Origin of the sequence: Spiribacter onubensis, assembly GCF_040838425.1 — a bacterium.
In the GTDB taxonomy this organism is placed as follows: Bacteria; Pseudomonadota; Gammaproteobacteria; order Nitrococcales; family Nitrococcaceae; genus Spiribacter; species Spiribacter onubensis.
The window spans coordinates 1-12,177 of sequence record NZ_JBAKFI010000002.1; the positions used below are offsets into that span (position 1 = coordinate 1).

Genomic DNA, 12,177 nt, shown 5'->3' on the forward strand with positions numbered 1-12,177 from the left:
AAGAGCCGGAGTATCCCCCGAGCGCCACACCAGTGTCCCTGATCAAACGGAATCGTTATCCCCGATCAGCCGGAATGCCCGTCCCAGATGGCGTGGAATCGGTGGCCCAGATCGGGAGTATTCCGCAAGAGGAGGTTGAGCGGTTTATCGACCGCCACCTTGGCTTTTGCGTGCGCATCAGAGGCGCTGATCGTCCACTGATCCGCGCCCGCGCTGCGGCGGTTCTGATTACCCTCGCCACGCACCATCGCCGCGGGCTCGGGCGCTTCGAGGCCGGCGAAGTCCTCTAAGGTCTGCCAAAAGCTCAGCGTGTTGGACTCCTCGAGCAGCAAAGGGCAGACGTTCTCGGCACCGAGGGCAGCGTCGAGCGCGCGCAGCCAGCCTGCGTAGTCATAGGAGCGGGGCTCACGGAGTACCTCGCTGAGCCATGCCTCGAAGTCCGCCTGACCGGGATTGGGCCGAGCGCTGGATCCCTGCGCATACCCCGATGCCAATCGTTCGGCCAGATTGCGGAAAACGATCACCGCCCGGACGGCGCCCTCGCGCCAGACCGCTTCATTGAGCACGCGCAGAAGCCGCACGATCGGGCGCGTTTCGAGTCGACTCCTCGAGCCAAGCACCTCGTCGCTTGCGATGAGCCGCTGCGCATCGGGCGCGTGTTGTTGCTGGTGCGCTCGCGCGCGAAGACCTCGCGCTGGAGCGTCGTTGAGCCGCATTTCGGCAGGCCAATGTGGACGATCAGATCGGTCATGGATTACGGCGCTGCGGCGAGGAGAGCCATCGCTGATCAGCGCGGCGGGTATCGCTTCGCGTACGCCGCGCCCGATCGGCGAAGCTCAGGGTGAGAACATTCGCGGTGCTAAGCGACCGGCGCGTCGCTGCGTGCCGCCTCCCGCCGCCGCACGCTCACCGAGAGCCCGAGCGCGGCGATGGCGAGCAGACCCTGCGCCAGTGCCTCACCATCGATCTCGGGGACGGCGCGGGCGTTGACAAAGACAAGCTCGGCGCTTGTGACGTAGCTCTTTACCACCGCGCTCTGCTCATCTGGATCGTAGTACGCCGCCACCAGCGACGGGCTACTCTGGAAGTAGACATAGTGCGCATCCGACTCGGAGAGGCCATCCGCGAGGAACGGCGCCCCGTAAACCTCGGTGGCGTATTGTTGCGCCACCGACGCACTCCCCCACCAGGGCAGCGTCGAGGCAGTGAATGCGCTGTCGAACTCGCTAAAAGTCCCCTGATAGGCGGTGAACTCATAGCGCTGGCCATCGACGACGACCTCTTTGCTATTGCCACCGGCAATCAGTTCGCCAGCCGCCGAGGGGGCGAGGAGCAGGAGGGCGATCGCGACCAGCGCCAAAGCGCTCGGGCGCATGCCCGGCGACGCGGTGCTCAGCGGGTCATCCACCCACAACGCCGCGCGCCACCTCGCGCCGCCGGGCGCCCGCCCAGAGCCCGAGCGCGGCGATCGCGAGCGTGCCCTGCGCCAGTGCCGCGCCGTCGATCTCGGGCACCGGCGTCGGGGCGGCGAGCTCGTAGGCGAAGGTCACCGTGGCATTCGTGGCGAAGTCTGAATCGGCAACCGTGCCCGCGGCGCCGGTCGTCGCATAGCCTGTCGTGGGATTCCCTGCCCCGGAGATAAAATCAACGAACCACCCCCCTGAGGACGTCCCCGCGAGCGGGCCCTGCGCACTCTCAATCGCGAGCTTTCGGGAGAGCACACCATTGCCGTACCAGGAGGTGCCGCGCACGTCCTTGCCGGCAAACTCCGGATCACTATCCGTGCGGCCGCTCGCCCAGCCGATGGTGTAGTACTGGTTATCGACGATGATCGTCTCGGTGACCTCGCCCATCGCCGGTGTGGCGGCGAGCAGGGCGGCGAGCGCGGCAACTCGCCATCCGCTGGCTAGACGCATGGACGCGCCTCCGCCGCCTCGCCATCGTCGCGCCGCCGGGCGCCCGCCCAGAGCCCGAGCGCGGCGATGGCGAGCGCGCCCTTCGCGAGTGCCGCGCCGTCGATCTCGGGCACATAGCTCGGCGCGCTCGACTCATAGGCAAAAGTTACTTTCGTATCCGGGTCGAGCGGCGAGAATCGGTCAAGCTCGCTTTTATCTCCCGTACTGAAGATGCTGATGTTGTTCGACGTAATAAAGTCATACACAAACACCGCGCCGATGTCGGAGTCATTGCTTACCAGTCGATCCTGCGTGCTCTGGCTTGCCAGTGACTCGGCGAGCGTGGCGTTGCCGTACCAGGATGTGGTGCTGAGATTATAGGGGCTGGCGGTATAGACATCCCGATCACCCGAGGCGTAGCTCACCGTGTAGGTGACGGTGTCAACCACGATTTGCTCGGTGTCTTCGGCCTGCCCGAGGGAGGGCAGGCCGAAGACACCGAGCAGCGCGCCGGCGAGCGTGGCGAGTCGCCATCTGGTGGCTAGACGCATGGACGCACCTCCACCGCCTCGCCATCGCCGCGCCGCCGCGCACCCGCGCCTGCCCAGAGCCCGAGCGCGGCGATGGCGAGCGCGCCCTTAGCGAGTGCCGCGCCGTCGATCTCGGGGACGACGACGGGCGCGGCGAGCTCGTAGGCGAAGGTGACGATCTGGCCGTCGCTAAAGGTCGAATTCGCCTTGCTCCCTGTATTGGCCACTGTGTCGTAGCCCTTGATGGCGTTGGAGCTCGTCGACTCCGCATCGGCGTAGATGAACCAGGCCGAGCCTCGGTTGCTATTCCCGAGCGCACCCTGCGCGCTCTGCGTGGCGAGGTCGGCGGCGGTGCCCACATTGCCATACCAGGACGTCGAGGTAATGTCCTGCTCACTGCGATCGCCCCAGCCATTGTCTTTACTGCCCACCGCCCAGGCGATGGTGTACTCGATGTTATCGACGATGATCACCTCGGTGGGATCGGCCGCGCTCGCCGCGCCGGCGCTCATCAAAAGTGCTGCCATCGCGGCGGCAAGACCGGTGGCTTTCAGGCTCGCTTGGCTCATCGCGGCGTTGTCTCCGAGGCGCTCGGCGCGGGTTGGCGCCGGTATGATCCCAGTGATAAAGAGCCTAGCGCAGGCGCGGCGCGGCGGCAACGCCCGCCCGGGCGCGGGCGGCGCCGCGGGCTGGCCCGCGCGGGCGCGGGCGGCGCCGCGGGCTCGCCCGCCCCGGCGCCGGCACCCTCCGCCCGACCGGCTGGTCAACCATCCCCGCGGATCCGTCCGGCGGGCCGGGGCGGTTGCCGGCACTGAGACGGCAGCCACCGGTGCTGAGACATCGACAGATGCCCGCATGGCGGGCTCGAGCGGCTCGGGCGGGCGGTTCCGGGAGTTCGGCGGAACATTCAATCGCTTTAGCCTTTGTTCGAGGTCGGTTCCTGCGCATCCATTGACGCCCGCAACTCGGCAATCTCCGCCTGCAGCGCCTCGTACTCCGCCTCTTTGCGACGCAGGAAGCGCCAAGTCATGCGCGTCTTCTCCTCAATGCCCTGCGGCGTGAGGAGGTAGATGTAGCGCAGCTTTTTCGGGTTGCGATGAAAGTTCTGCAGTTTCACCAGGCCCTTGTCCACCAGCGCGCGCAGGCAATGGTTGGCCTTGCCCACGCTGATGCCAAGCTCATCGGCAAGGGCGCGCTGACTGAGTTCGGGGTTGCTGTGGAGGGCTTCGAGGGCCCGTCGGGCGAGATCCTCTTCGAGCGCCCCCGGAGGACTTTGTCTGGACAATAACCGCAATCCGGGAAGGGACGTGATCGGTCGCATGAGCGACTTTTGGGCACGCTACCGCCGGAGCCGTCCCTTTTCATTTTTGCGGGACACCCGAGGAGCGTTCACGTTATGAACAGTAATGTTAACGGGTGAATTGGGTCGGCCGGGAGGGGTTGAACAAAGAAACGGCAATGTTTCTAATAGACTATACTTACGATTACTTTTTATTGGTATTTCTTGCGAATTTTGAACCGCGCTAATCCTCAATGTTAGTTCGCCTGTCGGGCCTCCGCTCGGCGCAAACGAACTCACTGAATGACGACGATTCAGCGCATGGCCGGCATCGCGCCTGCTGCAGGAACCAGGGGAAGAGCACGAACCCTGATTCGCCGATGGGCCGCAGGGGGATTAATGACCGGCGGAGGGGCCGACGGCTCAACAGGCCGACCCCCCCTCCGCTCCAGGCGGGATCAGCCCGCCGCGGCCAGCGCCTGGTCGATATCGGCGAGGATGTCGTCGATGTGCTCGATCCCCACCGAGAGGCGGACCATGTCACGGCTCACGCCGGCGCTGGCGAGCTCCTCGTCATTGAGCTGGCGGTGGGTGGTGGTGGCCGGATGGCAGGCCAGCGACTTGGCATCGCCGATGTTCACCAGCCGGGTGATGAGCCCGAGCGCGTCGATGAACTTCGCTCCGGCCTCTTCGCCACCCTTGATGCCGAAGCTGAGGATGCCGCCGGCGTTGCCGCCCATGTACTTCTGCACCAGCGAATAATAGGGGCTGTCGCTGAGGCCGGCGTACTTCACCCAGGTCACGCCGGGATGGGCCTTGAGGTGCTCGGCCACCGCCAGGGCATTTTCGCCGTGGCGCGCCATTCGCAGCGGAACGGTCTCAATGCCCTGCATGAGCAGGAAGGCATTCATCGGCGAGAGCGCCGCGCCCATGTTGCGCAGCGGTGCCACGCGGCAGCGCCCGATGTAGGCCGCCGGCCCCAGCGCATCGGTGTAAACCACGCCGTGGTAGGACGGGTCGGGCTCGGTGAGCATCGGATACTTCTCGGCATGCTTCGCCCAGGGGAAGTTGCCGGAGTCGACGATGACGCCGCCGACGGTGGTGCCATGACCGCCCATGGCCTTGGTCAGCGAGTGGATGACGATGTCAGCACCGTGCTCGATGGGCCGCCAGAGCACCGGCGTGGGCACGGTGTTATCGACAATGAGCGGCACGCCGTGGCGGTGGGCGATGGCCGCGAAGGCCTCGATGTCGACGACGTTGCCGTTGGGGTTGCCCACGGTCTCGGCGTAGACGGCCTTGGTGTTCTCGTCAATGAGCGCCTCGATGGCCGCCGGGTCGTCGCCGCTGCCAAAGCGCACCTCAATGCCCATGTTGGGGAGGGCGTGGGCGAAGAGGTTGTAGGTGCCGCCGTAGAGCTGGCTGGTGGTGACGATGTTATCGCCCACCCGGGTGATGCACTGGATGGCGTAGGTGATCGCCGCCATGCCCGAGGCCAGGGCGAGTCCCGCAATGCCCCCTTCCATCTCGGCCACGCGCTGCTCCAGCGCGGCGTTGGTGGGGTTCATGATGCGGCTGTAGATATTGCCCTCGACCTTCAGGTCGAACAGATCCGCCCCGTGCTGCGTGTCATCGAAGGCATAGGAGGTGGTCTGGTAGATCGGCACCGCCACCGCCTTGGTGGTGGGATCCGGCGAATAGCCGCTGTGAATGGCCTTGGTCTCGAGTTTCATGGGCAGATCTCGCTCCTGGTTGATCGCGTCCGCATCTGAGCGTCGTGGCACTGAATAATCGCAACTCTAACGTGTTTGCGGGAATGCGTCTCGAATATGCGGTGATAAAGAAATGCCGGAACGGCATAAAGAATGGACCCGCTTCAGGGATGCGGTCCGAAACGCCATCGATCGGCTCAGCCCTGCCGAGAGACGGAAGACCTACCGGCAAATGCCGAGCAAGGTGTTAACTCGGATCCGAGCGCGGCGCACACGCGCACTACACACGGGCGTCACACACGCTGTTAATACATGCTCGTAACACACGCGCATTGCACACGACTGGTATCCACCCTCGGAGGGATCGATGGTTCTTGGGACGGGCAAGCCACGCATGCCGCATCAGAAAAAGCGGATCAATGTCAGCATCGACCCGGATCTTCTGGACGAGGCCAGGGCGCTGGAGATCAACCTCTCCCGACTCTTTGAGGATCATCTGCGCGAATCGTTGCATGCCCTGCGCTGCCGGGCCTGGCTCAAGCGAAACCGCCGTGCCCTGATGGACAATCGGGTCGATACCGGAAGAGACCCGAATGACCCGGCACATGGATCATGGCCGTTCATCGATATCGACGATAGCGACGACTTGCTGGCCGAGGCGTGCGTTCAGGCAATGATCGATCGCGTGCCGATCCTCAAGGAGTCGGTCGACCGACGGCTGAGCGGACAGCTCGCCTCGACAAGCTATCCGGTGTACCGCGCCGGCAGGCTGCGAATCGACCGGCGCGCGCCGTTTCTCGTCAGCCTGCAGAGCGCCCTGCTCCAACCCCTTGGCCGAGCCATTGTCGCGCCGCTTATACCCACGGAGCATTTCGGGCGGCCGCTGCAGGAAGCTCACCCAATCGTGAAGCTCGAGTGTTCGCCCGGCAGCACTTTCGTGGTCGTCATCGACCGGCTGATGACGGTGCCGGAGAGCGCACTGGGCCAGTCGGCGGGATCGCTCACCGAGCAGACCCCGCAGATCATGCGCGCCATCGATTTCGTGTTCGGCGGAATATAGAAGCGCCCCTGAACCACCCTGACGATGTGTATCAGGCGTGTGGCTGGAGGATGTGTCGCGTTCATGTTCACGATGCCAGCGACGGGGATCACCGCACACCATCCAGAAAAAACCGGAGGCAGAGCGATCTGCCCCCGGTCATGATGGCTATCTGCGCCATATCATCACTCCAGCATGCTGCGGAGCATCCAGGCGGTCTTTTCATGGAGCTGCATGCGCTGGGTGAGCAGATCGGCGGTGGGCTCGTCATGCGCCTCATCGGCCAGGGCGAACACCTCGCGCGCGGTCCGGGCCACCGTTTCGTGGTCGCGGACGAGCTGACGCAGCATCTCGTTGGCATCCGGGTTGCCGGTCTCCTCCGGGATGGCGGTGAGCTTCTGATACTCGCTGTAGCTGCCCGGCGCCGGCTCGCCCAGGGCGCGGATGCGCTCGGCGATCTCATCCACCGCCGTGGCCAGCTCGGTGTACTGCTCTTCGAACATCGTGTGCAGGGAGTTGAACATCGGCCCTGTCACGTTCCAGTGGAAATTGTGCGTCTTCAGATACAGCGAATAGCTATCCGCGAGCACACGACTGACGCCGCCGGCGATCTCCGCGCGGGCGCCTTCCTCGATACCGATGTTGATGGCGGGCGTGGCCATAATGACCTCCTTTCTATCCATGTCCCAGGATTAGTTTGCAATGATTACAAACTAACATGTCGTCTCGCCGAACCCAAATACTATGCCAATCCCGTGACGGACGGATTGCGCCAGGTCATCCGCCGGCCCCCGGAAACCGGGCGATGGCCATGGAATCTAATGGCTTCCACCCGCCAGGTTGAGCCCCACCAGCCCGATCACGATCAGCGCCAGGCTGGCGGCCTTGATCCAGTTCATGGTCTCGCCGAAGAAAAAGACACCGACCAGCGCCACCAGTGCCGTGCCGAGCCCCGCCCACACCGCATAGGCCACGCCCACCTCCATGCGCTTGAGCACAAAGCCCAGCGCAATGAACGCCATGAGATAGCCCGATACCGTCACCACGGTCGGCACCAGGCGTGAGAAACCATCCGAGAGCTTGAGGGCCGTGGTGCCGATCACCTCCATGGTGACGGCGGCGACGAGCAGGAGCCAGGCGGGCATCGGATCTCCTTGCGGGCAATTGTGAACGGGGACCAGCGACCACTCTAGGGGCTGGCCCGGTGGGGTCAAGGGCGGTCCCGTCGCGGCGGCGTCATGGCCGTATCGCATGCTACGGTATCGGCGTTGATGCTCTTGTTGACCTGACCACGCCCGAGGAACGCGCCTTGCCACTGCCGAGCGCCCGCCTGATCCGCCCCGCCCTCATCATCCTCTTCGCCCTGGGCCTCGCCCTGCTCAGCCACACATGGCGCAGTGATGCGAATGACACCGAGGCGCTGCCCGAGGCCTGGCACTCGATGACGATGGCCGAGGTGCAGATCATCCCGGCATCGGGGGAGAGCCGCTGGCTCACGGTGCGGCTTGCCGACGAGGCCGATGAACGCGCCCAGGGCATGCAGCATCTGCCCGCCCGCGTCATCCGCGACCATCCCATCTGGTTTGAATTCCCCACGCCGCGTCGCACGGGCTGGCATATGCGCAATGTGCGCATCGCGCTGGATATGGCCTACGTGGCCCCGGACGGAAAAGTGATCGCCGTCGAGCGTATGGAGCCCGGCCACAGTGGCTATGGGGTGAGTGAGGAGATCGCCGCGGCCCTCGAGGTGGCCGCAGGCGAGGCCGAGCGCCTCGGCATCCGGCCCGGCACCCGGCTACGCCTCCACGATCAGATCCGGCCCGGCAACTAACCCTTCTGCGGCCGCCGCACGCGGATGTGCAGATCGCGCAGAGCGGTCTCGTCGACCTCGGCCGGTGCCTCGGTGAGCAGGCAGGCACCGGTCTGGGTCTTGGGGAAGGCCATGACGTCCCGGATCGAACTCGCGCCGGCCATCATCATCACGATGCGATCAAGCCCGAAGGCGATCCCGCCGTGCGGCGGTGCACCGTACTCCAGCGCATCCAGCAGGAAGCCGAACTTCTCACGGGCCTCTTCGGCGCCGATGCCGAGACGCTCGAAGACCGCCGACTGCATATCGGGCCGGTGGATACGGATCGAGCCACCGCCAAGCTCCGTGCCGTTCATCACCAGGTCGTAGGCGCGCGAGAGCAACGCCTCGGGATCGGCGGCGTTGACCTCCTCCAGGGTGTCGCACTGCGGCGCGGTAAAGGGGTGATGCAGCGCGTAGTAACGTCCATCGCCCTCGTCATACTCGAACATCGGGAAGTCGACCACCCAGAGCGGCCGCCACCCGCCCTCGACGAGTCCGAGGTCGTGGCCGACGCGTACCCGCAGGGCCGCCAGTGACTCGTTGACCACCTTGGCCTTGTCCGCCCCGAAGAAGATGAGATCCCCCGCCTCGGCCGCCGTCCGCGACAGGATCTCGCTCACAGCCGATTCGGGCAGGAATTTGAGGATCGGCGACTGCAGGCCCTCGACCCCCTCACCCGGGTCGTTGACCTTGATGTAGGCGAGGCCCCTGGCACCGTAGCGGCCGACAAAGTCGGTGTACTCGTCAATCTGCCTGCGCGTGAGCGACCCACCCCCGGGTACGCGCAGCGCCGCCACGCGGCCGCGGGGATCCGCCGCCGGCCCGGCGAAGACCTTGAAGTCCACCTCGGTGAGCAGATCGCCCACCGTGACCAGCTCCATGGGGATGCGCAGGTCCGGCCGGTCGATGCCAAAGCGCTCCACCGCCTCGGCATAGGTCATGCGCGGGAAGGGATCCGGCAGTTCAACGCCGGCCACTTCCTGCATCAGCTCGCGGACCATCTTCTCCATGAGCGTGGTGATCTGCGCCTCGTCCATGAACGAGGTCTCGACATCGAGCTGGGTGAACTCGGGCTGGCGGTCGGCGCGCAGGTCCTCGTCGCGGAAGCAGCGCACGATCTGGTAGTAGCGATCGAGCCCCGACATCATCAGCAGCTGCTTGAAGAGCTGGGGCGACTGCGGCAGGGCATAGAAGCTGCCGGCATGCAGGCGGCTCGGCACCAGGAAGTCGCGGGCCCCCTCGGGCGTGGCCCGGGTGAGCATGGGCGTTTCCACATCCAGGAAGCCGTGGGCATCCAGGAACCGGTGCATGAAACCGGTGACCTTCGCCCGGGTGATCAGGTGCTGCTGCATCTCCGGGCGGCGCAGGTCGACGTAGCGATAGCGCAGTCGCACATCCTCGCCGACGTCGTCCTCGTCGAGCTGGAAGGGCGGCGTCTTCGCCTGGTTGAGTACCTCGATATCGTGGCCGAGCACCTCGACCTGGCCGGAGTTGAGGTTGGGGTTGACGGTCCCCTCGGGCCGGTTGCGCACCTTGCCGCGGATTTTCACCACCCACTCCGGGCGCACCCGGTCGGCGGTGGCGAAGGCGGCCTCACGATCGGGGTCGAAGACCACCTGGAGCAGCCCCTCGCGGTCGCGCAGGTCGATGAAGATGACACCCCCATGATCCCGCCGCCGGTGCACCCAGCCGCAGATCTCCACTTCCTGATCGAGCAGGGCCTCGGTGACATCGCCGCAATAGTGGGTGCGCATGAATCCCTAACCGCCTTTGGCAAAAGCGGAAATGGTAAGCGGTGGGGGGTTGGCAGGCAAGCGAGCCGAGGGCCGGGCCGCTACACCCCGTTTTTTGGGGGATTGCCACGGGATTCGTGTGGCGCGATGTTAGTGCCCATGTCGACCTGGACCGCAAAGACCAGACAATCTTAAGACTCGGGACTCAGGAAGCCGGAGGATCAGCCCCCAATGAAAAACCTCACCATCACTGTTGATGAAGAGACCCTGCAGTGGGCGCGGATTGAAGCGGCTCGCCGCGGCAGCAGCGTCTCGCGCCTGGTGGGCGAAATGCTCGCCGAGCACCGCGAAAAGACGAGCGACTACGAACGCGCCCGCCAGGCGTTTCTCGCCCGCGGTCCCTTCCGCACAACCGGCAAGCGCAAGCCTTATCCAAGCCGAGAAGAGATCTATGACCGAGAAATATTTCGTCGATACGAACGTTCTGATCTATAAGTTTGACGCTGGTTATCCCGCGCACGCCAGTATCGCTCATCAATGGCTGAAAAGGCTTTGGAGGGAGCGGACCGGCATCATCAGTACTCAGGTGCTGAAAGAGTTCTACGGAGTCATGAGCCGTAGGATCACGTCCGAGCAACCACGCGAGCAGATCCGCGCGGTGGTGCGTAATCTACTCACTTGGCCAGTCGTTGAAACCGACGGCGGGGTGTTGGAAACCGCCTGGACGATTGAAGATAAAGGCCATTGCAGCTGGTGGGATGCCATGATCATCGCCGCAGCGCAGCACGCTGGCTGTAGCGCGATTCTGACTGAGGATCTCGGTGAGCATCTTATGCCGCCCGGCATGCGCCTGATCAATCCGTTTGCTGGCGCGATCCATGAACCATCGGCGCACTACGAGGTAAGGCCAGACCGGCTGCCGGGCTGACGCGTTGGTTGACCCGCCGCTCCTCAATCCGCCTTAGCGGATGACTTGCCGGACTTGCCACCGGCACTGTTTGTGTCGCCCGACTTGGCTTTGCCGGAGCCGGCCTTGGCGCCATCGGAGCTCTTGGCGCCGCCGTCGGCTGACTTGCCGCCCTCGGCTTTGCCCCCCTCGGCCTTGCCGCCGGACTTGCTGTCCGACGCGCCTTCGCCCGCGATATTACGGCGGTTGTCCCTCTTGAAGTCGGTCTCGTACCAGCCACCGCCCTTGAGCCGGAAGGCGGCCGCCGAGATCTTGCGGCGCAGCGCCGCATGATGACACTCGGGGCAGTCGGTCAGCATCTCGTCATTGATGCCCTGCAGCGCCTCGAGTTCGTGGCCACAGTCATCACACACATACTCGTAGATCGGCATGCTTTATGTCCTCACGCAGTGGGCCGTTACCGGCAATGCAAGCTTTCTGGGGACAGATCGCCCCGATTGCAAGGTATGATAGCGCCTTTCGGCCGGCCCCGGGTGCCGGACATCGACTTCCAGTGAACAGGAGAAACGTCGTTTGCCGTTCCAGATCATCGCCGCCATCTTTCTGTTCGCCCTGCTGTTCGTGTTCATCCAGATCGGCGTGGTCACCGTGGCCTTCGACAAGCTGGGGCTCTCGCATGGCTCGGCCATGCTCCTGCTGGTCACCTCGCTGCTGGGCAGCTCGATCAACCTGCCGCTGTTCAAGGTGGACGCCACCCGCGAGCCCGATCCGCAGTGGCAGCAGCGGATGCGCTGGATGGCGGCACTGCATCGCAGTTTCGACCCCAACAAGGTGCTGATCGCCATGAACGTGGGCGGCGGCCTCATCCCCATCGGCTTTTCCGTCTACCTGCTCAACCACAACCCACTGTCGATGGGCATCGTGCTCGCCGCGATCGCCATCCAGTCGGCGATCTGCTATGCCTTCAGCCGGCCGATTCCCGGCCTGGGCGTGGGCATGCCCATTCTGATCGCCCCCATCGCCGCCGCGGTGATCGCGGTGACGCTGGCGCCGGAGAACAGCGCCCCGCTCGCCTATATCTGCGGCACGCTTGGCGTGCTGATCGGCGCCGACATCCTGCGCCTGAAGGACGTCCGCGGCCTGGGCTCACCGCTCGCCTCCATTGGCGGGGCGGGTACCTTTGATGGTGTGTTCATCACCGGCCTGGTGGCGGTGCTGCTGGCCTAGCTG

Annotated in this window: 16 protein-coding genes; 5 read left to right on the plus strand and 11 right to left on the minus strand. The window is 64.9% G+C overall.

Annotation, left to right across the window (positions count from 1 at the left end; all coding sequences use genetic code 11):
* Positions 1–65 precede the first annotated feature (65 nt).
* From V6X63_RS03360 to V6X63_RS03390, 7 genes are all read right to left on the minus strand, one after another.
* Positions 66–716 (minus strand): hypothetical protein, encoded by a 651-nt coding sequence (locus V6X63_RS03360; protein WP_367978114.1) that lies wholly within the window; start codon positions 714–716, stop codon positions 66–68.
* Between the two features lie 143 nt (positions 717–859).
* Positions 860–1,408, minus strand: a complete 549-nt coding sequence (locus V6X63_RS03365) for a hypothetical protein (RefSeq protein WP_367978115.1) — start codon at positions 1,406–1,408, stop codon at positions 860–862.
* Positions 1,401–1,916, minus strand: a complete 516-nt coding sequence (locus tag V6X63_RS03370) for a hypothetical protein (protein ID WP_367978116.1) — start codon at positions 1,914–1,916, stop codon at positions 1,401–1,403. The genes V6X63_RS03365 and V6X63_RS03370 overlap by 8 nt, the downstream gene beginning before the upstream one ends.
* On the minus strand, positions 1,907–2,446 hold the full coding sequence (locus V6X63_RS03375; RefSeq protein ID WP_367978117.1) for a hypothetical protein: 540 nt from the start codon (positions 2,444–2,446) through the stop codon (positions 1,907–1,909). The genes V6X63_RS03370 and V6X63_RS03375 overlap by 10 nt, the downstream gene beginning before the upstream one ends.
* Positions 2,437–2,994, minus strand: a complete 558-nt coding sequence (locus V6X63_RS03380) for a hypothetical protein (RefSeq protein WP_367978118.1) — start codon at positions 2,992–2,994, stop codon at positions 2,437–2,439. Before V6X63_RS03380 ends, V6X63_RS03375 begins: the two co-directional genes overlap by 10 nt.
* 347 nt (positions 2,995–3,341) lie before the next feature.
* Positions 3,342–3,710 (minus strand): MarR family EPS-associated transcriptional regulator, encoded by a 369-nt coding sequence (locus tag V6X63_RS03385; RefSeq protein WP_367978119.1) that lies wholly within the window; start codon positions 3,708–3,710, stop codon positions 3,342–3,344.
* A gap of 452 nt (positions 3,711–4,162) precedes the next feature.
* Complete coding sequence (locus V6X63_RS03390) at positions 4,163–5,437, minus strand: O-acetylhomoserine aminocarboxypropyltransferase/cysteine synthase family protein (RefSeq protein ID WP_367978120.1); 1,275 nt, start codon at positions 5,435–5,437, stop codon at positions 4,163–4,165.
* 346 nt (positions 5,438–5,783) lie between these two features.
* Here V6X63_RS03390 and V6X63_RS03395 point away from each other — a divergent pair, with 346 nt between their 5' ends.
* Positions 5,784–6,476: a CcdB family protein gene (locus V6X63_RS03395; protein ID WP_367967157.1), complete on the plus strand. Its 693-nt coding sequence runs from the start codon at positions 5,784–5,786 to the stop codon at positions 6,474–6,476.
* Positions 6,477–6,640: 164 nt separating this feature from the next.
* On the opposite strand, the gene V6X63_RS03400 is transcribed toward V6X63_RS03395, so the two are convergent.
* Both V6X63_RS03400 and V6X63_RS03405 read right to left on the minus strand, forming a co-directional pair.
* Positions 6,641–7,117 (minus strand): Dps family protein, encoded by a 477-nt coding sequence (locus V6X63_RS03400; RefSeq protein ID WP_367967158.1) that lies wholly within the window; start codon positions 7,115–7,117, stop codon positions 6,641–6,643.
* 156 nt (positions 7,118–7,273) lie between these two features.
* Positions 7,274–7,600: a DMT family transporter gene (locus V6X63_RS03405; RefSeq protein WP_367967159.1), complete on the minus strand. Its 327-nt coding sequence runs from the start codon at positions 7,598–7,600 to the stop codon at positions 7,274–7,276.
* Between the two features lie 164 nt (positions 7,601–7,764).
* On the opposite strand from V6X63_RS03405, the gene V6X63_RS03410 reads away from it, so the two are divergent.
* Complete coding sequence (locus V6X63_RS03410; protein WP_367978121.1) at positions 7,765–8,286, plus strand: DUF192 domain-containing protein; 522 nt, start codon at positions 7,765–7,767, stop codon at positions 8,284–8,286.
* On the opposite strand, the gene aspS is transcribed toward V6X63_RS03410, so the two are convergent.
* Entirely contained in the window at positions 8,283–10,061 is a 1,779-nt protein-coding gene (aspS, locus tag V6X63_RS03415; protein WP_367978122.1) for an aspartate--tRNA ligase, read from the minus strand. The genes V6X63_RS03410 and aspS overlap by 4 nt on opposite strands.
* Before the next feature lie 210 nt (positions 10,062–10,271).
* On the opposite strand from aspS, the gene V6X63_RS03420 reads away from it, so the two are divergent.
* Together V6X63_RS03420 and V6X63_RS03425 are read left to right on the plus strand one after the other, a co-directional pair.
* Positions 10,272–10,535: a hypothetical protein gene (locus V6X63_RS03420; protein ID WP_367978123.1), complete on the plus strand. Its 264-nt coding sequence runs from the start codon at positions 10,272–10,274 to the stop codon at positions 10,533–10,535.
* Entirely contained in the window at positions 10,492–10,968 is a 477-nt protein-coding gene (locus V6X63_RS03425) for a PIN domain-containing protein (RefSeq protein ID WP_367978124.1), read from the plus strand. Before V6X63_RS03420 ends, V6X63_RS03425 begins: the two co-directional genes overlap by 44 nt.
* A gap of 23 nt (positions 10,969–10,991) precedes the next feature.
* Here the strand turns inward: V6X63_RS03425 and V6X63_RS03430 are convergent, their stop codons facing one another.
* Entirely contained in the window at positions 10,992–11,378 is a 387-nt protein-coding gene (locus V6X63_RS03430) for an FmdB family zinc ribbon protein (RefSeq protein ID WP_367967164.1), read from the minus strand.
* 142 nt (positions 11,379–11,520) lie between these two features.
* Between V6X63_RS03430 and V6X63_RS03435 the strand changes: the two genes are divergently transcribed.
* Positions 11,521–12,174, plus strand: coding sequence for a DUF1614 domain-containing protein (locus V6X63_RS03435; protein ID WP_367967165.1), 654 nt, complete (start codon positions 11,521–11,523; stop codon positions 12,172–12,174).
* Positions 12,175–12,177: the final 3 nt, after the last annotated feature.